The organism is Pantoea sp. GABEPS69 (genome assembly GCF_045780835.1).
Lineage (GTDB): Bacteria > Pseudomonadota > Gammaproteobacteria > Enterobacterales > Enterobacteriaceae > Pantoea > Pantoea septica.
Map to the genome: position 1 here is coordinate 847416 of NZ_CP118618.1, position 26415 is coordinate 873830.

A 26415-nucleotide genomic window follows, 5' to 3' on the forward strand; every position below is an offset into this window, starting at 1 on the left:
ATGGTGAAAGGTGACGGGCTAGGGCGCACCCTGCGGACATTGTGCGGGGAATGGCACAAAGCAAACAGGCCCGAAAGGGCCTGTAATTTACTCTGGTTTTACCGGCCAGCTGATGTCAGGCGCGTTCGTCAGGTCTGTAGCCTGCACCGCCTGAATATATTTCATCCATTCGGTGAGCAAGGCTTTGTCTGCATCCGTGATGATGCCGAGCAGCAGCTGCGTCTGCCATGCCTGCGTTACGCCGTTCGCCTCGCTGATGAGCGCAGATTTCTGCCTGTCTGCGCTCTTCATATTGGCGGCCAGCTGTGCATCTGCATCAGTCACCCACTTTTCACCATCCCACTGATCCCAGGCGGTTGCGGGCGCAAGCGGTGTCGTATCTGCCGGATAATCGCCTAGCTCTGATATTACGGTTGCCGAGCCATCTGCAACGGAGTAGACCGTTTCGCCTCGATGGTCGGCAACGTTTTGCCAGCCGCCATCACGATATACAGCAACGTTTCCCGCGTCTGTTTGCGGCGGGGCGACAGTACAGGCGCTCGCAGGAAGCCCGACACCCTGCTGCAGGTACTCATCAGCTGAGCCGGTAAACTCGCCGGTAATACTGTTAAAGCTGTAGATAGTCAGCGTGCCGGCCGATTTCGCCAGGCCATTTTTATCAAGCGTCACCTTAGCCATTATGCAGCCCTCACGATGTAGTTAAATGCGACGTTGCGCGGGCGAGTCTCTGTGCTGATATTGGCTGCATTATCTGCAGTAACAGTGCGCGTACCGACGGCCCGCACCGCTGATGGCAGACCCTGCGGTGCGGCATCAGTGTTGACTATCCCGCCATCGCCGCCCGTTGCCAGTGGCGCGAAATTTCCGGTCTGACCTATATTGCTTGAGGTCGTTGGTGAGCCGGTCCAGATCTGCAGATTGTGAGCGTGGTCCTTAAATGCATGTCCTTGCGCTGACAAAATTTTACGCCCACTGTCTATTCCTCTCCCGTCATCCCATCCCCTTATAAACTCGCCCCGCAAATCTGTTAGCACCAGTCCCGGATAAGCCAGCGCCAGCTTTGGATAAAGCGTGCCGCTAAAGCTCGCCCCGTTACTTTTTAGAAAGACCATGCCCGCCATTGAGGGGAACAGCTCGTTGGGCATTTTCGCGTGCGGCCAGGGGAACGGCGAACCTATGACTGGCGAGCCTTCGCCTAAACCGAGGTTTTTGAGAACGTCCGGCAGTAAACCGGCATCAGCCATTTCCTTCAGGGCGTTCTTGATTAACGGATACTGATTATGCGGATTGGCAGCTGCTACATGGTCTGCCAGAAGCTGATCCGCGTACTGCCTGACCGTCAGAATGTTGTCATCAACATATTTACGGGTAGCCAGCACCACGGAGGGGTCAATCTTCAGGGTGATGGCGTCGGTGCTGTTTACGATGATGAGCATCCGCACGGTCTGCGTGCGTCCGCTGCCTTCCTGCAGCGCGGGCTTGTAGGTTTCCGGCGTATTGCAGACCGCTATCAGCGTTCCGTCTGCATCAAACAGGCCCATTTCCCGGATCCAGAATCCGCCCTCCGTTTCGGGGATCACCTGCTCGGCAATCACCTGGCTGGCGTTGGCCGGATCGATGCTCAGCGTGTTGATGGCTGCCCGGCGCACCTCGTTTACCAGCTTTGTCTGGCTGGCGTTCGGCGTGGGCAGCGTGCCGCCGCCGTCGCCCACGGCCATCTGCGTGATGTTCAGCTTTGTGCCGAGCGCGGCGGCATTGGCAATTTTGGCCGCGCCGAGGTTGGTCACGATTGCGTAAAATTTTTGTGTCATTGTCCCACTTCCATCAGGTCGATAACGTGAACCGCCGCGCCCGCATACGTCGGGCCGCTGACGGAAAGAATTTCCGGGGTATACGGGTAAATCGAGAGATCGTCACCGTCATAGCTCGCGGCGGCTATGCGCGTTTCGCCGCTCACCTGCAGGTTGATGGACATGCCCAGCAGGTGACGGCTGCAGGGTTTGGCGTCACTGATGAGCCGCTCCAGCTCGTGATAGGTTTCTTCCGTAATGCCCTGGTCCTGCACGCCGATGTCCAGACGAAACGTGCCGGGTGCTTCGCCGGTTTTCCACCACTCAATCACGCGGATCAGGAACCCGAACGGCTCCACTACGCGCCGGATAGCGCTGATGGTTCCCTTGTGCTGATGAATATAAAACGCATCGAGCACTACCTGACGCTTGACGCTTTCCGCCCAGCCTTCGTCCCATCGGTCCACCGAAAACGCCCAGGCGAGATACGGCAAAAAGCTGACCGGGCAGGCTGACGGGTTCCACAGGTCACGCAGGGGCACGTTCAGACCGGTAATGCCGCTGCAGGCTTCCGCCAGGCGGCGCTCCAGCGCGGACGAGCCGGACGGCATCAGGCTGCTGTTGCTCATGTCAGCACCTCGTCAGCCGCCACCGAAATGTCCGTGCCGGTGCAGTTACCCGCCGCCGTGCGGTCCAGGATGATGTCCGCAGCCGGTTCGATCATTTCCACCCAGTCCACGCCGGGCACGCGCAGCACCGCCCCATAGGACTCGCGGCGCACGCTGCGGCCCAGCTTTTTTTGCTCGGTGAGGTAAGCGGCCAGCTGCGCGTTTGCCGCCTCAAGGCAGGGGCCAGCCGCCACGCCATCAAACAGGTGCAGCGTTGCCTTCACGCTGTAGTCATGAATGGTCGCGCCCTGCACGGTGACGCGGTCCGCTACGGGCCGCACCGTTTCCGCGTTCAGGGCGGTGTTCACTGTAGCCAGTAAATCCTCTGCCGCTTCGCCGTTGCCTTCACGGCTCAGGACGGTGATCACGACGCTGGCCGGTGACGGGCTGGTTGCCGACACGTCCTGGACGCGACCGTCCGCGCTCTTTGCGTGAAACTCATAGGCCGCCGTCGGCCCGGCCACGCTCAGTCCCTCAAACGCCTCCGGCACGCGCACGCGCAGGGCATCGTCAGTTTCCTTCACGGCATCGACCGGCGGCACCGCGTCAGGGTCAGCCGGGGTCACGGTCAGGCGCTGGACGTTATAGCTTGCGGCCAGCTGGTCCAGATCGCTGCCGAGCGCGTACGCCACCATGACCGCCTGCGCCGCCTCGTTGATGCGCTGGCGCAGCAGGATTTCCCGGTAGGTGCTTTCCTGCAGCGTCTTCACCATCGGATCGGACTCCAGCGCCAGCACGCGGCGCACCGCCGCCTGCTCCTCCGTCGGGTAGAGCGCGATCAGCGCCTCCTTGCGCTCGGCCAGCAGGGTTTCAAAGTCCGGCACCTCAATCACTTCAGGCGCGGGCAGCTGGGAAAGGTCAATTACTGCCACTGTTCACCCCCGTTGAAACAGACATGGCAACCGGCGAGCCGTCATCCCGCTGGCCGGTCAGTTCAACCACCATTGAGCCGTCAAAAGCGCTGGTAATGTTGACGGTGTTCAGCCTGATGCGCGGCTCCCAGCGGCTGAGCGCGGTATACACCGCCGCCATCACCTGCAGGCGGATCACGTCGTTTTGTGGCTGGTCAATCAGCGCCGACAGCAGCGAGCCGTATTCCCGGCGCTGCAGGCGGCTGCCTTCCGGCGTCATCAGGATGTCGCGCACGCTCTGGCGGATATGGTCGATGTCGGTGATCGCCTCGCCGGTGTCGCGGTTCATGCCGAGATACATCATTGCGGACCTCCTGACATATCGGTGCCGGACTTCACGCCGCCGTGCTGATGGGTATGCACCACGACGCCGTTTGAACTCATGCCGCCGCCGCCCTGCGTCACCGCACCGTTCATCACGGTTTCGCTGTTGATCCGGGTCTGGTCAGCGTCCACGCCAAACTGCTCAGTGATGAGCTGAATCCCGTCCGCCGCCTCAATGCGCACGCTTTTGATGTTCTTTATCAGCAGCTGGCCGGTTTCCGGCTCGTACTGAAACCAGCCGCCGTCCTGAAACACGGTTGTCGCGCCATTTTCTGAGTAGTCCGGTGGCGGAAAGGCGTCGGAATAAATGGCGGGCAGCGCAAACGCGGTTTCGAGGTTGCCGCCCAGGCTCAGCAGCACAACCTGCTCGCCGACGGTGGGTTTCCACCATGTGCGGGTGCTGCCGGCGCGCGTGGTGAGCCAGTTAATCCAGTTGGTTTCGATGTCGCCCGTTTTCACCCGGCACAGCCAGTTGACCGGGTCCACTTCGGACACGGTGCCGGTGCGGATCAGGTTGGTGATGAGGCGCATGATTTCGGTAAGTTTTTTATCCATAACTTAACTTTCTGTGAAATGGATAATTATTTGAAGAACTCAGCTTTGTTTGTTAAATCACACAAAGCTGAGTTGGAATATCACTGAGGCTGAGATTGTTGAAGTTGAGATAACGTATTTTGCATTTCATTAATGCGAGCAATCATCGCTCGGCCTTGCTCCTTAAGCCTTGCATCTATTTCTTTGTCAAGCAAATATATCCCCTTGACAATATCTATAATTAATTTTTTTTCATCGATGGGGTTTATTGGTGTATTTACTGCATTTCCTGTATGCGCTACCATTCCACGCAATCCACCGAAGTTTTCAAGTTGCTGCATTAAGGTTTGATGATTTTTTTCAGATATACCAAGAGGAATAAACATGCTCCTGAAATTATCCTCTTTAACGCCGTGATTCTTTAAAAGGCTATATTTGTATGCACTATATGCTTTCTCCGTTGCAGCCATGGTGACTTGGCCGTCATGTTTTTTCAGCTGATTATCTGTAAAAGGTTTGTACTCTTTCACACTACAATCTAACTTATCCCAACCTGAATAGTGACAAGCAACTATGTTAACCACTATATCACTTGGAATACCATTCAACTTCCAGCTTTTGTATTCTTCGTCGCTTAACTTGTCAGCTAAATTTTCAAGTAGGTGCTCGGTTTCTGAATGACACAATAATCGAAAGGCGCGTAACAAATCTTGGTCAAATATATTTGTAGGATCTTGGTCATAATCCTCTGATGATAACGCCAAGAGAATGACGCTTTCATCGATGAATTTTTTCTCTAGCTCCACCGTTCTATAAAAAAAATTAATAAAAAGCTCTGATGACTTTGTAATGTCACAGGAGCGTAAGATTTCTATTTCAATCTTCGATAAGGATGCCATTTGATTTCATCCTTTAAACTCTGGAATTTGGACTGGGGCTCCAAGGTTTTGTAAAGCTTGGCCCCATGCAGTCAATCTATAAAAAGTCGCAGGTATGGTTTTGGTTGTTGATTCAATTGCATCCATGTAAGTAGAATCTTTTTCGCAAAGTTCTATATATGCACTTACTATTTCCTCGTGCTTCCCTTGTAAAGAATCTCTTACATCCTTGTGTACAAAGTAATATGCCATTGAGTCTAAAACCCCCCTGTTAAACCTATTTACAAATTCACCTCTAATATATTTCCTATAAGCATTTTTCTGGAATACTGAAATGGTAAAATTATGTGCATTTTCGAATTCATTACAATAATTTTCCACTTTATCTTTATTGATGTGCCATGTTTTATTAAGGTTCTTGCAGGCGTCATCAAGAAATTTTTTAAGATCGCCCTCATAGTCTGATAGGAAAAATTGGTATGATAGCTCCCTCAACAACAATTCAACATCTCTCATACGAAAGTCAGGGTTTTTCTTATTTAAAATATTTCTTAGCGATTCGCTCGATGCAGCAAATTTATCAAGATAGGTGGTAAAGTCGCCTGGATGCAATGCCTGTCGGAGTTCTTGAGGTGAAAGAGGTTTACTTCCAGTATTCAACCTTAAGAAAACCTCATATAAAAAAGATTCGTGTGGGTAATTTTTTATAACAATAGTTCGAATAGGCTGATTTTCTAAAAATGATATGTCATTAGCGAACTCAGGGATGGTGCTTAATTGCGCGAAGGTGAAGTTGTTTAATTCGTCTTTAACCTTCATTCCTGTAAGTTTAAGTGGGGTCACCTCCGAACCCTTGCTAGCAAAAAAACTATAAATGGAAAGCAGTCTTTGCTTGCCATCTAATACTATGTACTTTCCTCTGTCGTTGTTATTTACTGCCAGCACAATTGGTGGAATGGGGAATCCTAAAACCAAAGATTCGATAAAACGACTCTTTTCTTTTGTCGTCCAAGCGTCACGCCTTTGGAAGTTAGGATTTAATTCAATATTACCCTTATGAATTTGATTAACGATCGTCTCTGTAGTCCAGTCTGTAGAGAAAACAACCGCATTGCCAACCTCACGCTTTTGTTGATCAGTCCATTTGTTATCATCTCCATTTTCGTCTAGGCCTTCATCTTCGATAAAGTCATCCTTTTTAATGTTTTCAGAGTCTTGATCAAAACCCAAATCTAATTTGAAACTAGACATAGACCTTCCTTAATGTTTATATAAAACCCGACCATACCCACATAATATATTCATTAATTTGAAGAAAATGCAACTACTTGCTTTTAGATTTAAGGTTTTTGAGGAGACAATCACTTACTTTCTTTTCGACTTCAAGATTAATGCCAATGATAGGCCTTTCAGGATATTTTACTTCAACTTTACTGTTTCTGTTAAATTTGTCCCTCAAACCATAATGATGAACGCGAGCGAGCGGCTGAACGAATGGCGAAAAAGAAAGTTCAGCCTGCTTAGCATTGGCCCGCGTCTTCAGGTATTTCGTGGTTTTGAGCTTCGCAAACATCTTGCGCCGGATCCGGCCGGGCTTGGTGCGGGCCGTGGCGCGGCGGGGTTCCCATGCGGTGCCGTCCGGGGCGCGCTGCGCCGTGATGTTTGCCTGCTGAATGCGGCGCACGTCGCGCGCGACCTCGCGCAGCATCCTTGCCCTGGCTGACGGCTCAAGCTGCGCCAGCAGCGCATCCAGCCAGGCGTCAACCTCATGCAGTTCAGCCATGGCGTGCCGTCCAAAATTCCTGCGGCACGTCCGGCTCCGGTATGGCCTCGACCGTCATTTTTCCGTCCACCTCCCGCGCCAGCACCCGCTCGGTCAGCTTCAGGTTCATGCTAATGTCGCAGCGGTCATTGCCGAGGATGTCGGCCTCAAAGGTGAAGAGCTTTTCCCGCTCGCCGGGGTTCTGCAGGGCGTCCGGCTGATTTTGCCGCAGCCAAAACATTACCGGGGCCATCAGCAGGTTCTGGTCGCCGGTAAAGTCGGTAATCACCACGTTCAGGGTGTAGCGGTATTCCCATGAGATCGACGCGGCGGACGTGGCGACCAGCGCGCCGTTATCCACGAACAGGTGCAGCCGGTCGGGATTGTCCGCCACGTAGGGCACGGCTTTATTCAGGGCGCTTCGCAAGGACTGCGGCTTGTTCATCGTCTTTTTCCTGACAGCTGATAATGGTATCGACCTTGTCCGCGCACGCCGCCCAGGCGGCCTCGGTTTCATCCAGCAGGGCATTCAGGTCGCCGTTACTGCGCGGCGAGGCCGGGTCCAGCTGGCAGCGGGTGATTTTGGGACAGCCACTCACGGTAAGATTCACCTCCGGCGAGGGCCGGTCGCTGGCGCAGCCGGACAACAGGATCAGGCAGAGGGGAATCAGCCCAGCGGCGCAGGTCTTCATTTTCACGTTTAAGCTCCTCAATGGTGCGTTGCCGGTCGCGCAGCAGCCTGCCGTTTTGCTCGGCGGCGGCATAAAGCTGCGTCTGCGCCTGGCTGTTCGTCTGCGTAAGAATGTTCAGGGCGATCAGCTGGCCGTTCTTCTGCGACAGCTTTTTTCCCTGGTCCGCAATCGCCGCCTGCTGCGTGCTGATGGTGTGGTGCGCATTGCTGAGCCGCCATGACTGCACGCCGAGCGCGGCCAGCATAAGAAGGGCAAGCGCTGCTGCCAGCAGCACCCGCTTCATGCGCCCGCTCCCCTGAGACACCACGCCATTTCACGCTGGCGGCGGTTATCCAGCCCCTGATTAAATACGCCTTTTACGTACACCCAGCGCGGCAGCTGTCCGCAGGCCTCACGCCATCGCCCCTGCTTCAGCAGCGCGACCATGGTTGAACCGCAGGCGTTGCCGGTGCCGACGTTGAACGCCAGCGACACCAGCGCGTCATAAACCTGCTGCGGCATTGATACCGCCACGCAGCGCGCCAGTGCCGCCTCGACGCGTAACACGTTGGTGATGAAGTTGCCCGCCGCCTGCCGTTCCGTGATGGATTTACCCGGCACTACGCCGCGCGTGTTGCCGATCCCGTCGGTCCAGACGCCGGCGCTGCACTGGTACGGCTGCAGGCGGCAGCCCTCATAGTCCGTGATGAGCTTCAGCCCCTCCACGGAGGTGTGCAGCTGCTGAAAGCCGGGCAGCGTGGCGGCCAGCGCCAGCACCACGCCCACGGCGCAGCGCTTAACGGTTTGCAGATTCATACTCCTCCCGCGTGATGCGCCCGCTTGCCAGCAGCAGGTAGGTTTTGTGCTTGTAGTACCAGCTGATAAGCGCCATCAGCAGGCCGATGAAGACACCGCCCACGGTAGAAACGTCCTTCAGGTCCATGCCACCCAGCCATGCCATCACTACCGCCACGCACCAGGTGATAAAGGTGCTGATTTTTTCCCACATAGTTCAGTCCCAAAGCTGGACGGCCTGCACGGTTGCCGTCGTCGTCACGTCCGGCAATTCCACTTCCAGCCCGTGCGGCAGGATGGGGCCATGCTCAGACAGCCCCGGATTCGCCCGTATAACCTGCTCGGTCATGCCCTGCGTGCGTCCGTAGTGACGCCAGCAGATCGCGTCCACCGTGTCGTACTGCTGCGCACGCACTTTCATCAGATAAGCTCCACGGTGCTGTGCGGCAGGTTCTGCACGCGGCTGATGGCCCAGCGCGCGTCCCGCCACAGGTCGCCGGTCGTGTCGGCCAGCTCCTCGCCGCGCTTCGCCGCAGCGGCGGTCGCGTCAAAGTCCTGGTAGCGCTCGTTAAGCACCGCACGGGTCCAGCACCACACCGCGTTAAAGTAGTGATGCAGGCGCACGCTCTCACCGGCCAGCTTTTCCGCTGGCACGTCGGCCAGGGTGTTAAACCCGCGCAGCTCTTGACGCTCGCGCCACGAATAAAGTTCGGTATTAACCTCCGCCATCGCGGTGAGCACCACCTGCTTTAAGCGCTCCGGCGTCACGGTGCCGTCTACGCGCATTGCGGCTCTGAACTTCGCCAGATCGACGTCCGGCCAGAACGAGTTGTTGGGGATAATTTCCGGCGTTCCCGTCGCCTTCTGCGGCGCTACAAATTCCATAGCCTTGATACTCCTGAAAAGGTTGGGCGGTGGACGGGGTTTTGATAAGGCTCAGCCTGTCGCCACCCCGTGCCGCCCCGCGCGTGGGCACGTCCGGTTATCAGCTGGCGTTGCGGATTTTCCGCTCCAGCTGCTCAATGTCTTTTTTCACGCCGCAGCGCTCGTCGAGCTGCAGCGCCTGCTTAAGATGATTCAGGGCCATCTGGGGCTGGCTGCCGGTGAGCACGTAGCCGATGGACTTGTGCAGGCGGGCGCGCGACTGGTCCGGCATATCCATCCCGTCGGTTGCCTCCAGCGTCTGCATCAGCAGGGCAGGATCAAAGTCGCTTTCTGCCATCAGGGCATTTTTAGCGGCGTCGGCCATCTCTTCGGCCAGCAGGGTCTGCACGTTTCGGTTAAATCCCTGCGGCATAGACCAGCCGTGCTTAAGGGCATGGCGGCCAACGGCCAGCGCCCCGGCATAATCCCCGGCGTCAATGCGCCACAGCATCACGTACATCAGCACGTCATCCTGTTGCGCGCCGTCGGCGGCCAGCACGCCGTCTACCCAGGCGGCATATTTCGGCAGTACTTCTACCTTGATTTCGGCTTTTTTGACGTTGGACTGAATGCCCTTGAGGCGGCGGCGGTCTTCACCCAGCTGCATCAGCATCAGCTCGTAGCCGTTCGCGTGCCGGGCAGAGCCGCCCGTGCGGGCGGCCTGCTCAGCCTGAACGCGCAGGCGGTGCTGCCGTGCGGGACTCAGGCTCATGGTTTACGCTCCGGCACCGGCATCAGCGGGCGCGCTAAAGTCGCCAATAGTGATGTTTTCGATCAGCGCGGCGCAGCGGTAATCCTCCACCACGTACGCCTCGTTAACCGACTCGTAGTTCTCGATGCGGTCGCGCTTCGGATTGTCGATAACCGAGCGGCGGCGGGTGTCCTCCTGCCAGTAAATCGACAGGTTATCCAGACGGGTGATCAGCAGGGCATTAGCCGGGAAGTACGGCGCGCGCACCGCCTGCAGGCCGCCCATACGTTTCTGGCTGATGATGAGATCGGCGGCGAGCTTTTCGGTATTGGCCTGCTCGTTGTTGACCAGCGGGAAATACTTGTCAGACAGCAGCTCGCGCCCGCAGATAACCACCATTTCGTCATCGTCCTGGAAGATGGGATCGATAAGCTCGTTAACCGCATCCATGACCAGCGCGTCCAGGTTGAAATATGCGCCACCTTTGCCGACCTTCACCGATCCGGCGGTGGTTTCGCCGTCTTTAGTCGTGCTGCCCATCACGTTGTCCGGGGCGTCTTCGCGCAGCTTCTGCAGCCAGCCTTTGTTGACGTCCTGCAGCAGCGGGTTCTCTGCGCGGTTAGAGGTTTTGGCGCGCTTCACGCCGTTAAAGCCGATCATGATGCGGTCCAGCGCCTGGCGCTTCACGATGGCGTCGCGGATGCGGGTCTGGAAGTCCTGAAACTTCGCCCACATGTCCAGCTTCGCGTAGGTAATGGCCGTGTCGAAGTTGGTCTGCTCGCACTTGTACTCGGTGCCGGTCATCGCCGTTGGATCGGTCGGCTCGCGGTCCTTAGAGCTGGTATCGGTGGTGCCTGCGATGGTGCTGCCGACGCCGAGGCCCAGCAGCTGGCCGGACTGTTCGGATACGGCGATAACGTTAACCAGCGTCAGAAACGCGGTGCTCTGCTGGATGGTGTCCTCCAGCGTCTGCGCCACGGACGGCTCCACGCTGAACTTGCTGGAAAGCTCCGTAATCTCCACGGAATAGATGCGCGCCAGCTGACTCAGGTAGGCGTTAAAGGCAAAACGGGTCTGTTTTTTCATGGGGTGTACTGCTCCTTAGCAGTTGGTCAGGTGAGCGGCCGGCGCATCGCCGCCCGGTGCGCGCTGGCGGTAGTCGGGGCGGCTGTCTGCGCGCTCCAGCTGCTCTTTGAGTTCGTTAAAGGCTTCCTTCTGCGCCGACAGTTCATCCAGCTGCGACTGCAGGCTGCTTTCCAGCTGGCTCAGGCGCTCGGCCTGCTCGCCCAGCATTCTGTCGGTGCGGGTGCCATAGTTCTGCTGCTCGCTGGCAATCAGCTCGACCGCCTGATGCACGTCGCTGAAACGGTCGTCATCGGTCTGCTTTTGTTTGGCAAACATCGCCTTGATGCGGGTAAACAGGGCGGGCTTTTCCTCCGGCACCTCTTCCAGCTCGATCACGGTTTCGGTGGCGGCGGTAAAGAGGTTGTCCGGGTGCTGTTTGCGGTTTGCCAGCGGGTTTTTTTCCGCCGACGCGCTGAACGCCAGCATTTCGGTGCCGAGGCTCGCCGGATCGTCCGTGGCAGCCAGGCCGACCAGGTAGGCTTTGCCGGTGTCGGCAAATTTGGTGCTGACCTCCATGGAGGTGAAAAGCTTCTGGCCCTTTTTGACCAGCTCAACGAGCGAATCCGTTGGCAGGATGTCGGCGTAAAGCGCCATTTTCCCGGCCAGCGGTCCGTCGGTGATCTCCTCCGCAACCAGCGCGCTCACCGAGCCGTAGCGGTTAAAGGTGCTGTCCGGGGCGTAAGACTTGATGTGCTCCAGATTAATCAGCGCGGTGTAGACCTGCGGGTTGTAAGCGGCGGCCATCTGCACGAGCCACTCGCGGGAAATTTCGCGCCCGTCCGTGGTGGCACCTTCCACCCCGATCCGAAAACGCTTTGCAGTTACTGTCATGAGCCAGGCTCCGTTGTGAAAAATCGCTTTGAGGCTCTATGTTTGCGGCGGGAGGGATATTGAAACAACGCGGGGCCATTGTGCGGAAAACCACACAATGAGGGGCGGCGGAAAAGGGACCGCCGGGGCCGTATTTTGGGGCCATGACAACGACACTCGCCCCCGAAGACCTCGATCCCCGCAGGCAGGCATTGCTCCTGTACTTTCAGGGATACCGTATCGCCCGCATTGCTGAAATGCTGGGAGAGAAACCCGCAACCGTTCACAGCTGGAAGAAACGCGACAAGTGGAACGACTACGGCCCGCTTGACCAGATGCAGCTCACCACCGCCGCGCGCTACTGTCAGCTGGTCATGAAGGAGACGAAAGAAGGGAAGGACTACAAGGAAATTGACCTGCTGGCGCGCCAGTCCGAGCGCCACGCCCGCATCGGCAAGTTCAGCAACGGCGGGAACGAGGCGGACCTTAACCCGAAGGTGGCAAACCGAAACAGCGGCCCCCGCAAGCCACCGGAAAAAAACGTATTCAGCGACGAACAGATCGAGAAGCTGCAGGAGATTTTCCACGGCTCGATGTTCGGCTATCAGCGCCAGTGGTGGGATGCGGGCAACAAGCACCGCATCCGCAACGTGCTTAAATCCCGTCAGATCGGCGCGACGTTTTATTTTGCCCGCGAGGCGCTGATCGATGCCCTGACCACCGGGCGCAACCAGATTTTCCTCTCAGCCAGCAAGGCGCAGGCGCACGTCTTCAAGCAGTACATCATGGAGTTCGCCAAAGAGGTGGATGTAGAGCTGAAAGGCGACCCGATGACGCTCAGCAACGGCGCGTGCCTGTACTTCCTCGGCACCAACGCCCGCACCGCGCAGAGCTATCACGGCAATCTCTACCTGGATGAATATTTCTGGATCCCGAAGTTTCAGGAGCTGCGCAAGGTGGCGTCCGGCATGGCCCTGCACAAAAAATGGCGGCAGACCTACTTTTCCACCCCGTCCAGCCTGACGCACAGCGCCTATCCGTTCTGGTCCGGCGCGCTCTTCAACCGCGGGCGCGCTAAGGCGGACCGCGTGGACATCGACCTGACCCACGGCAACCTGTCGCCGGGCCGCTTCTGCGATGACGGCCAGTTCCGCCAGATTGTCACGGTTGAAGATGCGGTGCGCGGCGGCTGTAACCTGTTCGACCTCGATCAGCTGCGCCTGGAGTACAGCCCGCCGGAATATCAGAACCTGCTGATGTGCGAATTCGTGGACGACCTGGCGTCCGTGTTCCCGCTGCAGCTGCTGCAGAAGTGCATGGTAGACAGCTGGGAAGTCTGGAACGACTTCGAGGCGCTGGCGCTGCGCCCGTTCGGCTGGCGCGAAGTCTGGATCGGCTATGACCCGGCGAAGGGCACGCAGAACGGCGACAGCGCCGGGTGCGTGGTTATCGCACCGCCTGCCGTGCCGGGCGGCAAGTTCCGCATCCTGGAGCGCCACCAGTGGCGCGGTATGGACTTCCGCGCGCAGGCCGAGTCCATCAAAAAGCTCACGCAGCAATATAACGTCACCTATATCGGCATCGACTCCACCGGCGTCGGCCTCGGCGTCTATGAAAACGTGAAGATGTTTTTCCCGGCGGTGAAAGAGTTCGTCTACAACCCGAACGTGAAAAACGCCCTGGTGCTGAAGGCGTTCGACATCATCAGCAGCGGCCGTCTGGAGTTCGACGCCGGGCACCTCGACATCGCACAGTCATTCATGGCAATCCGTCGCGCCACCACGGCCAGCGGCAACCGACCGACCTACGAAGCCAGCCGCAGCGAAGAGGCAAGCCACGCCGATCTCGCCTGGGCGACGATGCACGCGCTGGCAAACGAACCGCTGCAGGGCGAAGCCGCCCACAGCCGCAACATTATGGAGATTTACTGATGAGCAAACGCAGGAACCGCACGCGCACCCAGCCCGTGCAGCAGCAGATGACCGGCGGCGCGGCGGCAGAGGCTTTTACCTTCGGCGACCCGGTGCCGGTACTGGACCGCCGCGAGCTGCTCGACTACGTGGAGTGCGTCATCAACGATCGCTGGTATGAACCGCCGGTGAGTTTTGACGGGCTGGCGCGCACTTTCCGCGCAGCCGTGCATCACAGCTCGCCGCTCAACGTGAAGCGCAACATCCTGACCAGCTCGTTTATCCCGCACCCGCTGCTGAGCCAGCAGGCATTCAGCCGGTTTGTGCAGGACTATCTGGTGTTCGGCAATACGTATCTGGAGAAGCGTACCAACCGCCTCGGCGGGGTGATTGGGCTGGAGCCTGCCCTGGCTAAGTTTACGCGGCGCGGAACCGATCTCGATACCTACTGGTTTGTGCAGTACGGCCTGAGCACGCAGCCTTACCAGTTCACGCCGGGCAACGTCTTCCACCTGATGGAGCCGGATCTGAATCAGGAAGTTTACGGCCTGCCGGAATATCTTTCGGCCATCCCGTCTACGCTGCTGAACGAGTCGGCGACGCTGTTCCGCCGCAAGTATTACCTAAACGGCAGCCACGCGGGTTACATCATGTACGTTACTGACCCCGCGCAGAATCAGGAAGATGTGGACGCCATGCGCAAAGCCATGAAAAGCACGAAGGGCCTTGGCAATTTCCGCAACCTGTTCATGTACTCGCCGAGCGGTAAAAAGGACGGTATCCAGATCATCCCTCTGTCAGAGGTAGCGGCAAAGGATGAGTTTCTGAACATCAAGAACGTGAGCCGGGATGACATGCTGGCCGCGCACCGGGTGCCGCCGCAGATGATGGGCATTATCCCGAACAACACTGGCGGGTTCGGTGACGTGGAGAAGGCCAGCCGCGTGTTCGTGCGCAATGAACTGATGCCGCTGCAAAAACGCTTCGAAGAGCTGAATGCATGGCTGGGTGAAGAGGTGATCCGGTTCAACCCTTACGTATTGGGTGCCGAATAGCAGGCATAAAAAAGCCCGGCTTAGCCGGGCTTCATGCAAAACGCACTATGGAATTAAGCAGCTTTCTGCTTTTCTTTGAGCTTACCGTGCAGCTCATTACCTTCAAACTTGCCGTCCTGTAGCATATGTGGGGCCGCTTGAAGTAGTTCTTCCATTGCGACGCCCATACGGGTGAAAACGTCAGAGACTGCGTAATGCTTCTGAGTTTTCTTGTCACTATGCGTCATAGTCATGATTTCCTCTTAGAGGTCAAGCCTCGTCATCCGGGGTGGATGTCAGGCGCAGCATTCTACCACTGCGCAAAAAATTATCTACTGTTTCTTAGATGTAATGTAGCGTCGTACTACATCAGTTATTGTAGCAAATGGTGCCGAAAGCAAGCTGATGTCACCTTTAAAGCCAAACTTCTTATAGTGGTCAGCCACCTTCTGATTTAGCGTCTCGGGAATGCGAATCTCTCTACAATCCACTGCGTTACCAAAAAGATAAACTGCCCACAGCGTAATCATAAACATGTTGCCATAGAGCGGATGCTCTACGTCATCATCCTTCACAAAAGACTCAACGAAGTGAATCTCGATTACGCCAGTGTCCTCATCAAAGGTACACAAAGCAGCGCCAGAAGGAATATGCCTTAACGGTCCGGCAAGGAGTTTCAGACAAAACTCAAACTTGTCTTCTCGATTGCCAAAACGTGAAAATCCGTAGTCCCATTCTAGCTGCGCATACCCTGTCGTCAGGATCACATAGTCCTCATCGTTGATGGGACCTACAGCCAACGGCATCTTCAAGGTATCGAGAAGAAACTGAAGGTTGCTGATACTTTGACTGGCAATCTGCTCTAAGTTCAATTCTCTGTCCTTACTAACGACATTAATGGCGAACTACTTTAATGTCATTTTCGGACAAAGACCATAAAACTTTAATGGGATCTTAGCAGAGGATTTTCAAGTCCCGCCACCTATCACTGCAAGTAAGTACAGAGCACAAAATCTACAGCGAATCTCAGAACAAACACAATACTTTTGTGAGCGTCCCGAAGCAACGCGCACAATTTGTATCAACATTGAAACCTCATCATAGCGCCTCAGCAGCATTCTGCGGGGCGTTCTTTTTTTTGCACCCTTGCATCGGCCCCGTGTCGCCGACGCGCCAGCGGCCCGGAAATTGCGCCGGATTTTGACCACCTGCACCCCGCAGCGCGCGCTCGTACCCCCGCCACGCCTGCCCGCTTTATGTAGTGGTTTTCATGCAGGTGCATGACATAAGCTAAAGCCCGCCATTACTGGCGGGCCGGGGCATAAACGATCCTTTTGGGATCATGCGAATTCATGCGGCATAGTCATGCAGTGCCGGGCAATATCAAAACAGAGGCAACTGGTCATCAGGTTCTGACTCTGTTACTTCAACTTTTCGTCTTGTGAAGTCCGCGGCAAGCAGAAGAGCCTCCCGGTAAGTCAGGGGAAACGGCCGGCCAAAGATAAACGCATTTTCGAAAGTCTGCCCCAGCCAGAAACCGCCGCCGGACTCGCGCGACCGTTGAAACATAACCCATCCACCGGGACGGAAATAGGGGAGGGCTTCACCACGGTAAACAATTTGAAATTCAGAGTCGCGTCCACCCATAACCTAACGCCTCGCGCGCTCGTTGTTCAACCCCGCTGCCGTCAAAATCGAGCTTTTGACGTCTGCACGGTTATCAGTGTAGCCAGCTGTCATCTTCCCAGACGTTCTGGAGCAGATCATTCACTCGTCGCCTGTCCTCATCAATTTTGAGGCCGGGCATTTCTATTCTGGTGTAGCTACCCTGACGAACTCGCACCACAGCATCAGGAAAAAGCGCAACTACGCGTCTGTTAACTTCAGCATGGAAAGCATCAAGGACCGGCTGGCTTATTTTGTGGTTTTTATCGAGCATGATTTCAATTTGCATCGCAATCTCCTTATTCAGCAGCGTAGAAGATTTCCTCATCAGCATCCTGACGAGTTTCTGAGTTTGCCAATTCGGCAATAATGGTGAGTGCCAGTTTCAGGTCAGACGGCTTGCAGTTAGCAATCAGCGAAACCTCCGCAATAAACTGCATGCACGCCATTTTTTTATGCATCTGGCTTGATTCCTGAGCCGTCATTTTCCCTCCCCAAATTTTACTGTGTATTTATACAGTAGCATAGCATTTATAAGTAGAGAAAGAAAAATGTCTGAGCCAGATCCTTTTTTTATCTGGCTGATACGCAACAACTTTCCTTTTCTGCTCAAGCTATGCACGGATGAGCTCAACACATAATATTCAGACTATCAGTAGCCCGCTAATCATTAAATTTAGCTCATTATTGATTGTTTTTTGCTCGTGAAATTTGCGCCAGACGGTTAAAGCGTTCCAATGCGCTTGGCTTTTTTGGCTCTATTATTGGGCGGAACAGTTCGCCATAAGCCGAGCTGCGGAACAGGCGGCCGGCGATCTTGGTCTGCGTGCCGCCAATCAGGCGCACGGCCAGCCCGCGGCTGATGGTTTCGCCGCATAAATCCTTCACCTGGCCTATCACGTTGTCGCACGCGGCCTCAATTTTGTCCGACCGTCTCAGCTGCAGGTGCCGCTTTTCTGGCTCCTGCGCCCTGATCCGGCTCAGCAGCTGTCTCCTTTCTCTCCTGCTCATGCCGTCCAGGTCGATATTGTCGAAACTTTCCGGCGGGTTCGAATCCTCAGATCTCAAACCTCCCGTACAGTTATTGACAGAACTCCGAGAGGACGCAGACGCGTCCTTAAATTCAAAACCCAAATCAACGGCACGTTTCGGGACAATCTTCCACTGCGCCAGACGGGTGAGGATCGGGGTGTCTTCGCCCACTTCCGTTGCGTAAACGCCCCTGATGCGCACGGTTTCCTCGCCGTACTCGTTCACGTCTTCGCTGGCCTGATACCAGGTGCGCACGGCCAGCTCGTCGCGGCGCACGAACGGGCCGCCCTGTGCGTTAACGTATCCTGCCCAGTCTCCTGCGTCGGCAGCGTCATGCGCGGCCGCAAACTCAACGCTGAGGCCATGGGCGGTTTCGCTGTCAGCAATGCGGCGCAGCTCGCGGTAAACCGTCACCGGCGCGCCGCCCACAAACTGGAATTGCCGGATGTGCCAGCGGGCCGCCCAGGCGGAAACGGCCGGGGCGGTTTCCTTCAGGTCTTTGCCGCTTTCGTCGTCCGTCTCGCCGTCCAGCGCGTAGCCGTCGATATTTTTGGAAATGTACTTAGCGACGTAGCCCGTCGCGCTGCCCTTCTCCGGGTCGATGGCCTCCGCGTGAAAGCGGGCCTTGCGGGCCTTGTCGGTCGTCAGCTCGCCGCTGTCCTCCTGCCAGGCGTAGTCGCGCATAATCTCGCGCACGCGCTCAACCTGTTCAGGACGCATAAACATCAGCATGTGCCAGTGCGGGGTCGCGTCGTGATGAGGCTCGGCAACGCGGATCCCGAAGATGCGGATTTCCTCACGGTGCAGTTTGGCGCGGATTTTTTGCCAGACGCTGCAGAGATAGCGCTGGGTGTCGGCCGGACTGGCGCCGTTCCATTTGCGATTGCGATGACCGGTTTTGATTGTGGCGTGATAGCGCGCCGGGGCGGTCAGCGTGTAGAACTCGCCGATAAATCCCATTTCGTTGCAGATGTTTTCGAAGCCGCGAATGCGGGTCATCAGCTCGCAGCGGCGGATCGCCGGATTAGCCACGCTGCCGTCGTACTTCTCGATCAGGCTGATGCGGTTGCCTTCCTCGTCTTCCAGTTCCATGCCTTTCAGAAACTCACGGGTGCGGCGCTTTTGCTCGCGCCACTCTGAGACGGTCATGCTGCTGGCATAGGGAGTATGCTTTTTGCTGACGTTAGCCAGGGCGATCTGCAGGTGTTCACGCCATGACGCGACGACGCGGCGCAGGCGGCCCTTCCACCACTTTTCGGTCTGCATGCGCATGATCGCCGGGGTCACTTCCTCCGGGTCGAACAGGCGGGACGTGACCTTCTCCCACAGCGGCGGGGTCTGGCTCAGCTCGCGGGTGATGGTGGCAGCGGTCATGTAAATGCGGTGCGTATACTGGTAATCCGACTCGTCGCTGGCCTGCGCGTGCGCCTGTACCAGCTCGGCGAGGATGAAATTAGCCACATCGCCAGCCAGCAGATCGACGTCAGCGCGCGCCATATCAGGCAGGCGGTTAAAGCGGCGCATCAGCTCCCACAGAGTACCGCCCGCGCTGGCTGCGCCGGCCTGTTGCGCGGCATTGCCTGCCAGCAGGTTAAACGTGCCGCTGCTCATTTCGCCGAGGCGGTACTGCTCGCTGACGCATTCAACGCGTGGCAATGTGCGCTCAACAAAGGTTTTTGCTAAGTACGCATTGGCACGGGCAATGCCCTGGGTCTTTTCAAGCTCGCCGACGCGGCGTTTAACGTCGAGCTGGATCAGCGTCGGCTGCTTTTCCAGTAACTCCTGCGCACGCGCTAAAGCCGCAATCATCTGACTGCGGCTGTGCATTTCCTCATAGGTGGGATACGGGCTGGCGATGGCTTCCCGTGGAGCATTCCACGGGTAAGCGTATTCCTGAATCATTGAACCGCCTGCACTTCTGCAGACCGGCCAGCGCCTGCCGCCGGATCAACGCCGACAAATACCGCGCTCTCCTGTGGACGGCGCACGGCGATGATTTCCGAGGCGCGCTTGCCCTCACCGGCGGCTACGCCAACCGAGCGGGCTACGCTGATTTTGGTAATGTCGAACGCGCGAAGAATGCTGCGGGTGTAGAGGGTATCGCTGTTTGAAACGACTACCGGGCAGCGCTCAGAGACGTCCATCAGCATGCTGACCAGATCGTGATGCTCATCCTTGTCAAAGCCCGCCGAGTGATAGTCCGAAAACGTCCCGTCATACGGCGGATCGCAGTACACCACATCCCCGGCTTTAGCCAGTGGCAGCGTCTCGCGGAAGTCAGCGCAGATAAACGTCGCGCGCTGCGCCTTCTCGGCGAACGCCTCGATCTCAGCCAGTGGAAAATAGGGTTTTTTGTAGTGACCAAAAGGTATATTAAATTCACCGCTACGGTTGTAACGGCACAGGCCGCGATAGCCGTGGCGGTTCAGATACAGGAAGTGCGCGGCGCGCTCGAGCAGGGGTAGCGCGGGGTTATGGTTGAACGTCTCACGGACAGAATAATAACTTTCGCCTGTGGTGTTCTGATTGAACAGGCTGGCCGCAATAACGATAAAGGGGCGGGCGTGCTCCTTTATCTGGCGGTACAGGTTGATCAGGTCGGGGTTAATATCCGCAACCAGATAGGAAGGGTAATCGGTGTTCATCATCACTGCGCATGAACCGGCGAAGGGTTCGACCAGGCGATCGCCTGCTGGCAGGTGTGCCAGCAGCTCCGGCATTACGCGGGTCTTGCTGCCTGCCCATTTCAGGATCGCGCTCATACCGCACCGCCTTTTGAAACTTTCGCGTACCGTTCGGCCATGTCCTGACAGCTGACGCAGCGGGTAACGCCACGCACGGCGCGGCGGCGCTGTTCCGGGATCGGCGCGTCGCAGTCTTCACAGAATGAAGCCCCCACGCTGACCGGGCGGTTAACCACGCTGGCGATGTTGCGTGCCAGCAGCTCGTCGGCGCGCTGCTGCGCCATGTCGATAGAGTCGGCCATTAGTGCAGCTCCTGCGATTCGTTCTGATAACGCTCTGCCTCGCGGCGGATCAGGTCAGCAGCCTCGACAGAAGAAAGCTCCTGCTGATGTACATGCACGGCCAGCTCAACAAGGCGCTCTGACACTGCCAGCGCGCGGTCTTTGCGCTCTTCAAGGCGCGCCTTGGTAATAACTGCAGCCAGCGCCTCGGTATCAGCGTCAAAATTAAATTTCTCGATATTTCGCATTTCACTTTCTCCTGAATTTGGGCAAAAGAATGCCCGGCGGGTTTACGCCATTTATTTGCTTGGGGTTAATTAATTAGGCAGAGCCATTCGCTTCGGAAATAAACTCACGACTGCTTTTAGATGATTCATTGCACGAATAAGCGCCGCTCTTTCATCAGTAGTCAGTTCACTAAATTCAGCCTCGTGCCTGTCTTTACCGATGTTTGCCAGGAAGAGAATCGCGCTCAGTGCGCGCTTGTTGTCCTGGTAATTACTGTCTGTCACATCGCGCATTTCAGAGAAAAAACGGGTCATATCTTTTTCACAGTTGCCGCCCATCAGTTGCGCGCGGATTAAGGCAACGTGATTCAGCGCCGAAACCCGTTGGCCGGCAGAAAGCTCGACCAGCATTGAATCGCCCTCGATAGCCATGCTTTACCTCTTTGCTCTTTAACCTGTACCTGCTGGCTCAGTACCGGATGCCAGCGCCTGCCGTTCTCGCCCATAATCCAGCCATGTCCGTATGACATTGACGGACTCTGACGCTTGAGGCGTGCCGCAAATGAAATCATCGTGCGCCCTCAGCTGATGCCAATCGAAGCACCCAGCCCGCTGATAGCGTCAACGGTTGAGGCTAAAGTCGGGTTAGAGTGAACGCGATTCTGTACGGCCAGCGCGGCCAGCATCATGCAGCGGATCCCGGTATTGGCAGCTTCCAGAATGCCGCGGCGGCAGGTTGCCGTAATACGCTCCGGGTTCGCGGCATTAGCGGCCATATGCCCGACTTCGGCGGTCGCCTTCAGCACGTACGTCGGAAACTTCTCTTTTGCCAGCTCGTTAACCGGCACGCACGGCAGACATTGCAGCTGCGCCAGCATCCCGTCCATCAGCGTGGCGTCTTCGGTCAGATCGGTAAGCAACAGCACTTCAGGAACGGTCAGCTGATGCATTTGATCCGGGTTCAGCTTGTTGCGCAGGGTCTGCACTTTCAAACCTGCCCGCTGCGCCAGCTCCGTCATGTTGTGCGTAAGCGCAAACTTGCGGCAGGCGTCGTCATATTCGTTATGGGTGGAAGTCTTAAAATCAAACATGGTCATTCCTTTGCTCAACTTAAATAATTAAGTTGTTACGCAGCTACGTATCTGCAATTGACACCTTGAGCGAGCAAACGCGCGCGGAAGGCAACCATGTTGATTCGGGCAGCGCCACCATCTTTTTTGCGTGGCATAACAAGAAGATCGCCATCTGCAACCATCTGTTTTACGGTGCGAAGGCTGTAACCATAGGCCTGTGCGAACTGTTCATAGGTCATCAGATCGGGGCCGCTTGGTATTGTAATTTGAGGGGTCATAAGAGATTATCTCCGGTTGTAGTGATTCTAGTGCATTGGCGTGCATTTTGTTTTGGTTTTGGGAATCCTACTTCTCTTTTTGCTAACTGTAAACCACCCAATTGAAAATTTTAGGGGTTCTCATGCCTATGGAATCGAACAACGCAAAGGAAGTTTTAGAAAGAATCCTTTCATCTTATGGAGTTAGCTCAAGGCAAGAGTACTCTGAGCGGTTGAGTGTACCGCTTGGAACGATTGGGAATTGGGTCAGTCGCGGCAGCGTTCCTGGCGATTACATAATCAGGTGCGCACTGGATACAGGGGCAGATTTAGACTGGTTAGTGAATGGTAAACTTAAAAATGTAAGTTCGCAGCCTCGAACGCATCAGCTCAAAGGGCAAGCACTGCTTGAGCATATGGCCGCTAATGGAGGAAAAACCGTACTGCAGCGCATACTGCATGCATATGGTTTTACCATGCAGAAAGAACTAGGTGATTTGCTCGGCATACCTTCAGGCACCATGAGCGCATGGGTTCGCCGTGAATATTTTCCTGGGGATGTCGTTATAGCTTGTGCCTTGGACACAGGCGCTTCCCTTATGTGGTTATCGACTGGTTTACAAGATGAAGTGCCAGCCGAAAGCCCACAGAATTTTCAGCCCGATGGGATACCTAAGTTTAAGCTTATTGGCGGAAACCTTGAGAAACAACCCGATATTAAATTAGATTTGGCTTTGCTGGGCTTATCAATGAAAAAGCCGGTATATGTAGAAAGGGGCACTGTTTCTTGGATTATTGAAGAGGACTCTCAAACAGTTGGCAACGGAGACTGGCTCTTAGATATAGATGGGAATAAAGATGTTTATAGCGTTTCACGCTTACCCGGAAATAGACTAAAGGTTGTTAATAATTCATCATCATTTGAGTGCTCAGTTAGTGATGTGACGTCAATAGGCATGGTTATTTTAACGCTTACTAAAAATATATAGGTTTTCTATGGCCCATTTAATTCTGATATTACTATCTTTTATCTTTGGCGCGGTAGCTACGCATTACAGGCTCAAAACTGTAGGCTCAAAAGGCTTTATGGCTTTTGTAACCTTATGCTTCGGGACTGCGATTTTCACAGTGATCATGCTTGCAACCTTTTTTGCCCCTATGTTTATTTCTTATATATACGCTGCTTTAGTTATCTTTTTTACATTCGGGATTATCTCCGATTATCAAAAGCGATTAGCTAAATAATTATGGCAATAAAAAAGTTACCCACTGGTGAGTGGCTTGCAGACTTCTACTTGAACGGGCGGGGCAGTCGTCGTATCCGCAAAACCTTTGTAACTAAGGGAGAGGCCGTAGCTTTTGAGGATTACACCCGCTCTGAGGCAGAAAATAAACCGTGGATTAAAGAAAAAGAGGACCGTCGTAAGCTGAGCGAGCTTATAGAGCTTTGGGATTCTCTCCACGGACAATCACTTAAAGCAGTTAAATCTCGCAAAGCTAAGCTGGAAATCGTATGCAAGGGCTTAGGAGATCCGATAGCTTCTCAGCTCACCGCGAAAGATTGGGCGCATTACCGCGATCAGCGCTTAAAGGGTAAAATTTCTAATGGCTATCACGATGATGAATCTAAGTGGAAAGTAAAGCCCATCACGGTCAACAGAGAGCAAAACTATCTGTCGGCGGTATTCAATGAACTAAAGCGGCTCGGGGAATGGAATTTGCCCAATCCCCTCGATGGTGTCAGAACGTTTCGGGAAGATGAAAAGGAAATGTCCTGGCTGACCTTGAGGCAGATCACCGAGCTGCTGAACGGCTGCGAGCGCTACGGCAAGCCTGATTTAACTATGATATGCAAAGTTTGCCTGGCTACCGGCGCGCGCTGGACTGAAGCTGAAACCTTAGCCCGCTCTCAGCTGTCACCTAACAAACTGTCATTCTTCAAAACTAAAGGCGGGAAAAACCGAACGGTTCCGATCCCGCAGTGGCTTTATGATGAGCTGAAGGAACGGCAGGGCAGGATGTTTAAGCCATGCTATCAGGACTTCAAGAAGATGCTGGCTACCACAACAATTCAGCTTATAGAGGGTCAGAAAACCCACGTTCTGCGCCACACGTTTGCCAGCCACTTTATGATGAATGGGGGAAATATTCTGGTGCTGCAAAGAATACTCGGTCATGCGAACATCCGTGAAACTATGAAGTATGCCCACTTTGCTCCTGACCATTTAGAAGAAGCAGCAGCGCTTAACCCTCTGGCCAGTTTGGTGTCCACAAACTGACTACCCAGCATGAACGCCGCCGCATTTGGTTGCACCAGATATAGGCCTAACTAACTGTTTTATCAATAAAATGCTTATGTATCAATGGTGTCAGGTAAAAGCGTCTTAACTAAGGTATCGCTAAAGCGACATCTAAAAGTTAATAGCAAACAAGGGGTTGGCGTGATGCCAGCCCCTTTTTTTATGCCTGCGCCTCGGGACGATGCACATGGTATATCGCTGTATTCACCGGCCCGCTCTCCAGCACGATTAAACCGTAGCGCATATCGATAAAGCGCGTGCCGCAGCGCTCCGCTACCGCGCGGCTGGCGCGGTTCTCTTCCGCCGCAAGAATTTCGATGACCTTCACCTCCGGTCGTGCAAATCCCATCTCAAGCAGCAGTGCAACGGCGCGGCTGGCGACGCCCTGTCGCTGCATATCGCTACGTACCCAGTATCCTAGCGCGGCAAACTGACCCGGTTCGCGGGCAAAACGGATCCCGGCGCCGCCCAGCAAACGATCCCGATCGTCAACAATGGCGAACTCTTCCGCTTCGCCCTTTATTCGCTGCTGCTGCGTAAAAGCGATCCAGCTCGCTGCCTCTTCGGGTTGATAGTCTGGATGCGCCCATACCATCCAGGGCTGCAGCGTATTCAGCGAGGCGTTGACGGCAGCGGTAAAGGAAGGGATGTCGTCGCGGGTAAAAGGACGCAGTCGAATCGAAGAGGCCAGAGAAGTCATAAAGTACCTGATGGAAAAGGGATTTTAGCAAAGCGTATCAGGCGATAAGAGAGAATGCTAAACTTGTGGTGTAATTTATTATTTACACTTGTTTGGGGTTCGTTTTGTTAGGTTTGTATTTAATTAAATGAAAATTATGATTTTTTTAAATAGGCGCGCATACAATATTCTTGCGTGGTAATAAAAGTGTACATCAATGGATTGCTTGTTTTACGTTCTGTGATAGAGTGTCCTCTATCCTGTCAGAGGATCATTCACCGCATAACGAGGAAAAAAGGATCGTAGCCATGCAAAAAGACGCGCTGAACAATGTCCACATTGCGAATGAACAGATTTTAATTACGCCGGAAGAGCTGAAAGCGAAATTTCCGCTGACCGCCCAGCAGGAAGCGCAGATCGCCGCTTCGCGCCAGACCATTTCCGACATCATCGCCGGCCGCGATCCGCGCCTGCTGGTGGTTTGCGGTCCCTGTTCGATCCATGACACCGAAGCCGCTCTGGATTACGCTCGTCGCCTGAAAGATCTCTCTGACCAGCTGAAGGATCAGCTCTATATCGTTATGCGCGTCTATTTTGAAAAACCCCGCACCACCGTCGGTTGGAAAGGGTTGATCAACGATCCTTACATGGACAACTCCTTTGATATGGAAGCGGGTCTGCACATTGCGCGCCAGCTGCTGGTGAACCTGGTAGAGATGGGGCTGCCGCTCGCCACCGAAGCGCTCGATCCAAATAGCCCGCAATACCTCGGCGATCTCTTCAGCTGGTCGGCGATTGGCGCGCGCACTACTGAGTCGCAAACGCATCGCGAAATGGCGTCAGGCCTCTCAATGCCGGTCGGCTTCAAGAACGGCACCGACGGCAGCCTCGGCACCGCGATCAACGCCATGCGCGCCGCCGCGATGCCGCACCGTTTCGTTGGCATTAATCAGGCGGGGCAGGTTTGCTTGCTGCAGACGCAGGGCAACCCAGATGGTCACGTTATTCTGCGCGGCGGCAAAGCGCCGAACTACGGTCCGGAAGACGTGGCGCAGTGTGAAAAAGAGATGGTCAAAGCGGGACTGCGCCCGGCCTTGATGATAGATTGCAGCCATGGCAATTCTAACAAAGACTACCGCCGCCAGCCTGGCGTCGCCGAATCGGCGATAGCCCAGATCAAAGATGGCAACCGCTCGATTATTGGCCTGATGCTGGAGAGCCATATTAATGAAGGCAGCCAGTCTTCCGAGCAGCCGCGCAGCGAAATGAAATACGGTGTTTCCGTGACAGATGCCTGCATCAACTGGGAAACCACCGAAACGCTGCTGCGCGAGATGCATCAGGATCTGCAAGAGGTGCTGTCGGCGCGTCTGTCACACGAGGTGTAATG

General features: G+C 55.2%; 38 protein-coding genes. 5 read left to right on the forward strand and 33 right to left on the reverse strand.

Annotated elements, in window-relative coordinates:
• Positions 1–87: 87 nt before the first annotated feature.
• From PVE98_RS03995 to PVE98_RS04085, 19 genes are all read right to left on the reverse strand, one after another.
• On the reverse strand, positions 88–678 hold the full coding sequence (locus tag PVE98_RS03995; protein ID WP_333620520.1) for a tail fiber assembly protein: 591 nt from the start codon (positions 676–678) through the stop codon (positions 88–90).
• Positions 678–1811 carry a phage tail protein gene (locus PVE98_RS04000; protein ID WP_333620519.1) on the reverse strand — a complete coding sequence of 378 codons (1134 nt, stop codon included), beginning with the start codon at positions 1809–1811 and terminating at the stop codon, positions 678–680. Before PVE98_RS04000 ends, PVE98_RS03995 begins: the two co-directional genes overlap by 1 nt.
• On the reverse strand, positions 1808–2419 hold the full coding sequence (locus tag PVE98_RS04005; RefSeq protein WP_407568545.1) for a phage tail protein I: 612 nt from the start codon (positions 2417–2419) through the stop codon (positions 1808–1810). The genes PVE98_RS04000 and PVE98_RS04005 overlap by 4 nt, the downstream gene beginning before the upstream one ends.
• Positions 2416–3330 (reverse strand): baseplate J/gp47 family protein, encoded by a 915-nt coding sequence (locus PVE98_RS04010; RefSeq protein ID WP_333620517.1) that lies wholly within the window; start codon positions 3328–3330, stop codon positions 2416–2418. Before PVE98_RS04010 ends, PVE98_RS04005 begins: the two co-directional genes overlap by 4 nt.
• Positions 3317–3673: a GPW/gp25 family protein gene (locus PVE98_RS04015; protein ID WP_333620516.1), complete on the reverse strand. Its 357-nt coding sequence runs from the start codon at positions 3671–3673 to the stop codon at positions 3317–3319. The genes PVE98_RS04010 and PVE98_RS04015 overlap by 14 nt, the downstream gene beginning before the upstream one ends.
• Positions 3670–4248, reverse strand: coding sequence for a phage baseplate assembly protein V (locus tag PVE98_RS04020; RefSeq protein ID WP_407568546.1), 579 nt, complete (start codon positions 4246–4248; stop codon positions 3670–3672). Before PVE98_RS04020 ends, PVE98_RS04015 begins: the two co-directional genes overlap by 4 nt.
• 80 nt (positions 4249–4328) lie before the next feature.
• On the reverse strand, positions 4329–5126 hold the full coding sequence (locus PVE98_RS04025) for a HEPN domain-containing protein (protein WP_333620514.1): 798 nt from the start codon (positions 5124–5126) through the stop codon (positions 4329–4331).
• 6 nt (positions 5127–5132) lie between these two features.
• The gene (locus PVE98_RS04030; protein ID WP_333620513.1) at positions 5133–6356 is read right to left on the reverse strand and encodes a DUF262 domain-containing protein; all 1224 of its coding nucleotides are present in this window, start codon (positions 6354–6356) and stop codon (positions 5133–5135) included.
• A 73-nt stretch (positions 6357–6429) separates the two neighbouring features.
• The gene (locus tag PVE98_RS04035; protein WP_333620512.1) at positions 6430–6888 is read right to left on the reverse strand and encodes a phage virion morphogenesis protein; all 459 of its coding nucleotides are present in this window, start codon (positions 6886–6888) and stop codon (positions 6430–6432) included.
• Entirely contained in the window at positions 6881–7312 is a 432-nt protein-coding gene (locus tag PVE98_RS04040; RefSeq protein WP_333620511.1) for a phage tail protein, read from the reverse strand. Before PVE98_RS04040 ends, PVE98_RS04035 begins: the two co-directional genes overlap by 8 nt.
• Positions 7275–7514 carry an Rz1-like lysis system protein LysC gene (lysC, locus tag PVE98_RS04045; RefSeq protein WP_239315417.1) on the reverse strand — a complete coding sequence of 80 codons (240 nt, stop codon included), beginning with the start codon at positions 7512–7514 and terminating at the stop codon, positions 7275–7277. The genes PVE98_RS04040 and lysC overlap by 38 nt, the downstream gene beginning before the upstream one ends.
• Positions 7408–7842, reverse strand: coding sequence for an Rz-like lysis system protein LysB (gene lysB, locus PVE98_RS04050; protein ID WP_333620510.1), 435 nt, complete (start codon positions 7840–7842; stop codon positions 7408–7410). Before lysB ends, lysC begins: the two co-directional genes overlap by 107 nt.
• Positions 7839–8354: a lysozyme gene (locus tag PVE98_RS04055; protein ID WP_333620509.1), complete on the reverse strand. Its 516-nt coding sequence runs from the start codon at positions 8352–8354 to the stop codon at positions 7839–7841. The genes lysB and PVE98_RS04055 overlap by 4 nt, the downstream gene beginning before the upstream one ends.
• The gene (locus PVE98_RS04060) at positions 8335–8547 is read right to left on the reverse strand and encodes a hypothetical protein (RefSeq protein ID WP_333620508.1); all 213 of its coding nucleotides are present in this window, start codon (positions 8545–8547) and stop codon (positions 8335–8337) included. Before PVE98_RS04060 ends, PVE98_RS04055 begins: the two co-directional genes overlap by 20 nt.
• 3 nt (positions 8548–8550) lie before the next feature.
• Positions 8551–8754 carry a tail protein X gene (locus PVE98_RS04065; protein ID WP_103794608.1) on the reverse strand — a complete coding sequence of 68 codons (204 nt, stop codon included), beginning with the start codon at positions 8752–8754 and terminating at the stop codon, positions 8551–8553.
• Positions 8754–9218, reverse strand: coding sequence for a head completion/stabilization protein (locus tag PVE98_RS04070; protein WP_069728924.1), 465 nt, complete (start codon positions 9216–9218; stop codon positions 8754–8756). The genes PVE98_RS04065 and PVE98_RS04070 overlap by 1 nt, the downstream gene beginning before the upstream one ends.
• A gap of 100 nt (positions 9219–9318) precedes the next feature.
• A complete protein-coding gene (locus tag PVE98_RS04075) occupies positions 9319–9969 on the reverse strand; it encodes a terminase endonuclease subunit (RefSeq protein WP_333620507.1) in 651 nt (216 codons plus the stop codon).
• 3 nt (positions 9970–9972) lie between these two features.
• Entirely contained in the window at positions 9973–11034 is a 1062-nt protein-coding gene (locus PVE98_RS04080; protein WP_333620506.1) for a phage major capsid protein, P2 family, read from the reverse strand.
• Between the two features lie 15 nt (positions 11035–11049).
• On the reverse strand, positions 11050–11904 hold the full coding sequence (locus PVE98_RS04085; protein WP_333620505.1) for a GPO family capsid scaffolding protein: 855 nt from the start codon (positions 11902–11904) through the stop codon (positions 11050–11052).
• A 143-nt stretch (positions 11905–12047) separates the two neighbouring features.
• Between PVE98_RS04085 and PVE98_RS04090 the strand changes: the two genes are divergently transcribed.
• Both PVE98_RS04090 and PVE98_RS04095 read left to right on the forward strand, forming a co-directional pair.
• A complete protein-coding gene (locus PVE98_RS04090; protein ID WP_407568547.1) occupies positions 12048–13814 on the forward strand; it encodes a terminase ATPase subunit family protein in 1767 nt (588 codons plus the stop codon).
• Positions 13814–14848 (forward strand): phage portal protein, encoded by a 1035-nt coding sequence (locus PVE98_RS04095; RefSeq protein WP_333620503.1) that lies wholly within the window; start codon positions 13814–13816, stop codon positions 14846–14848. Before PVE98_RS04090 ends, PVE98_RS04095 begins: the two co-directional genes overlap by 1 nt.
• Before the next feature lie 53 nt (positions 14849–14901).
• Here the strand turns inward: PVE98_RS04095 and PVE98_RS04100 are convergent, their stop codons facing one another.
• The 13 genes from PVE98_RS04100 to PVE98_RS04160 all read right to left on the reverse strand — a co-directional run bounded on the left by PVE98_RS04100 (position 14902) and on the right by PVE98_RS04160 (position 22067).
• Positions 14902–15081 (reverse strand): hypothetical protein, encoded by a 180-nt coding sequence (locus PVE98_RS04100; RefSeq protein WP_333620502.1) that lies wholly within the window; start codon positions 15079–15081, stop codon positions 14902–14904.
• A 78-nt stretch (positions 15082–15159) separates the two neighbouring features.
• A complete protein-coding gene (locus tag PVE98_RS04105) occupies positions 15160–15699 on the reverse strand; it encodes a hypothetical protein (RefSeq protein WP_312157315.1) in 540 nt (179 codons plus the stop codon).
• Positions 15700–16210: 511 nt separating this feature from the next.
• On the reverse strand, positions 16211–16474 hold the full coding sequence (locus PVE98_RS04110; RefSeq protein WP_333620501.1) for a hypothetical protein: 264 nt from the start codon (positions 16472–16474) through the stop codon (positions 16211–16213).
• Between the two features lie 73 nt (positions 16475–16547).
• Entirely contained in the window at positions 16548–16781 is a 234-nt protein-coding gene (locus PVE98_RS04115) for a DinI-like family protein (RefSeq protein ID WP_333620500.1), read from the reverse strand.
• Between the two features lie 10 nt (positions 16782–16791).
• Entirely contained in the window at positions 16792–16977 is a 186-nt protein-coding gene (locus PVE98_RS04120; protein ID WP_069728934.1) for a hypothetical protein, read from the reverse strand.
• 199 nt (positions 16978–17176) lie between these two features.
• Positions 17177–19426, reverse strand: a complete 2250-nt coding sequence (locus PVE98_RS04125; RefSeq protein WP_407568548.1) for a replication endonuclease — start codon at positions 19424–19426, stop codon at positions 17177–17179.
• The gene (locus tag PVE98_RS04130) at positions 19423–20286 is read right to left on the reverse strand and encodes a DNA adenine methylase (protein ID WP_333620498.1); all 864 of its coding nucleotides are present in this window, start codon (positions 20284–20286) and stop codon (positions 19423–19425) included. The genes PVE98_RS04125 and PVE98_RS04130 overlap by 4 nt, the downstream gene beginning before the upstream one ends.
• Positions 20283–20510, reverse strand: coding sequence for a TraR/DksA family transcriptional regulator (locus tag PVE98_RS04135; protein WP_225322650.1), 228 nt, complete (start codon positions 20508–20510; stop codon positions 20283–20285). The genes PVE98_RS04130 and PVE98_RS04135 overlap by 4 nt, the downstream gene beginning before the upstream one ends.
• On the reverse strand, positions 20510–20737 hold the full coding sequence (locus tag PVE98_RS04140) for a DUF2732 family protein (RefSeq protein WP_333620497.1): 228 nt from the start codon (positions 20735–20737) through the stop codon (positions 20510–20512). Before PVE98_RS04140 ends, PVE98_RS04135 begins: the two co-directional genes overlap by 1 nt.
• Positions 20738–20806: 69 nt before the next feature.
• Entirely contained in the window at positions 20807–21148 is a 342-nt protein-coding gene (locus tag PVE98_RS04145) for a DUF5347 family protein (RefSeq protein WP_033755116.1), read from the reverse strand.
• On the reverse strand, positions 21085–21288 hold the full coding sequence (locus tag PVE98_RS04150) for a phage filamentation protein Fil family protein (RefSeq protein WP_333620496.1): 204 nt from the start codon (positions 21286–21288) through the stop codon (positions 21085–21087). The genes PVE98_RS04145 and PVE98_RS04150 overlap by 64 nt, the downstream gene beginning before the upstream one ends.
• A gap of 9 nt (positions 21289–21297) precedes the next feature.
• Positions 21298–21807, reverse strand: coding sequence for a phage regulatory CII family protein (locus PVE98_RS04155; RefSeq protein WP_333620495.1), 510 nt, complete (start codon positions 21805–21807; stop codon positions 21298–21300).
• Between the two features lie 35 nt (positions 21808–21842).
• Positions 21843–22067: a helix-turn-helix domain-containing protein gene (locus PVE98_RS04160; RefSeq protein WP_225322654.1), complete on the reverse strand. Its 225-nt coding sequence runs from the start codon at positions 22065–22067 to the stop codon at positions 21843–21845.
• Positions 22068–22195: 128 nt separating this feature from the next.
• On the opposite strand from PVE98_RS04160, the gene PVE98_RS04165 reads away from it, so the two are divergent.
• Together PVE98_RS04165 and PVE98_RS04170 are read left to right on the forward strand one after the other, a co-directional pair.
• Positions 22196–23035 (forward strand): phage repressor protein CI, encoded by an 840-nt coding sequence (locus PVE98_RS04165; RefSeq protein ID WP_312060157.1) that lies wholly within the window; start codon positions 22196–22198, stop codon positions 23033–23035.
• A 258-nt stretch (positions 23036–23293) separates the two neighbouring features.
• Positions 23294–24325, forward strand: coding sequence for a tyrosine-type recombinase/integrase (locus PVE98_RS04170; protein WP_333620494.1), 1032 nt, complete (start codon positions 23294–23296; stop codon positions 24323–24325).
• Between the two features lie 181 nt (positions 24326–24506).
• On the opposite strand, the gene PVE98_RS04175 is transcribed toward PVE98_RS04170, so the two are convergent.
• Complete coding sequence (locus PVE98_RS04175; protein WP_333620493.1) at positions 24507–25046, reverse strand: GNAT family N-acetyltransferase; 540 nt, start codon at positions 25044–25046, stop codon at positions 24507–24509.
• A gap of 287 nt (positions 25047–25333) precedes the next feature.
• Between PVE98_RS04175 and PVE98_RS04180 the strand changes: the two genes are divergently transcribed.
• Positions 25334–26413, forward strand: coding sequence for a 3-deoxy-7-phosphoheptulonate synthase (locus tag PVE98_RS04180; protein ID WP_033752005.1), 1080 nt, complete (start codon positions 25334–25336; stop codon positions 26411–26413).
• Positions 26414–26415 lie beyond the last annotated feature (2 nt).